This window comes from Cryobacterium sp. 10I1, from assembly GCF_035019805.1.
Taxonomy (GTDB): domain Bacteria; phylum Actinomycetota; class Actinomycetes; order Actinomycetales; family Microbacteriaceae; genus Cryobacterium; species Cryobacterium glucosi.
Window position 1 is genome coordinate 1 of the sequence record NZ_JASJVF010000626.1, and the last position, 304, is coordinate 304.

The 304-nt window shown below is 74.7% G+C and carries 1 pseudogene; it reads right to left on the reverse strand.

Going from position 1 to position 304, the window contains the following annotated elements:
* Positions 1 to 20 precede the first annotated feature (20 nt).
* Positions 21 to 304 (reverse strand): annotated as a pseudogene (locus tag QN345_RS20065) (pyridine nucleotide-disulfide oxidoreductase); the annotation flags it as partial.

The window sequence follows — 304 nt, forward strand, 5'->3', positions numbered from 1 at the left end:
GGGGCGAGCAGGAGGGCGGGTCAGAGCAGGGCGACGACCTGGCGGGCGATCACCCGGCCGGCCCGGTGCGCGCCGACCGTGCTCGCCTGCGGCCCGTACCCGGCGAGGAAGATCCTCGGGTCGGTCCAGCTCGCCCCTGATCCGACGACGAGCCCGCCGCCCTTGGCGCGGAGTTTCAGCGGGGCCAGGTGCCGCACCTCCGGACGGAACCCGGTCGCCCAGATGATCACGTCCGCTTCCGTGAAGCTGCCATCGGCCCAGCGCACCCCGGTCGGCTCGATGCTCGCGAACATCGGCCGGGCGG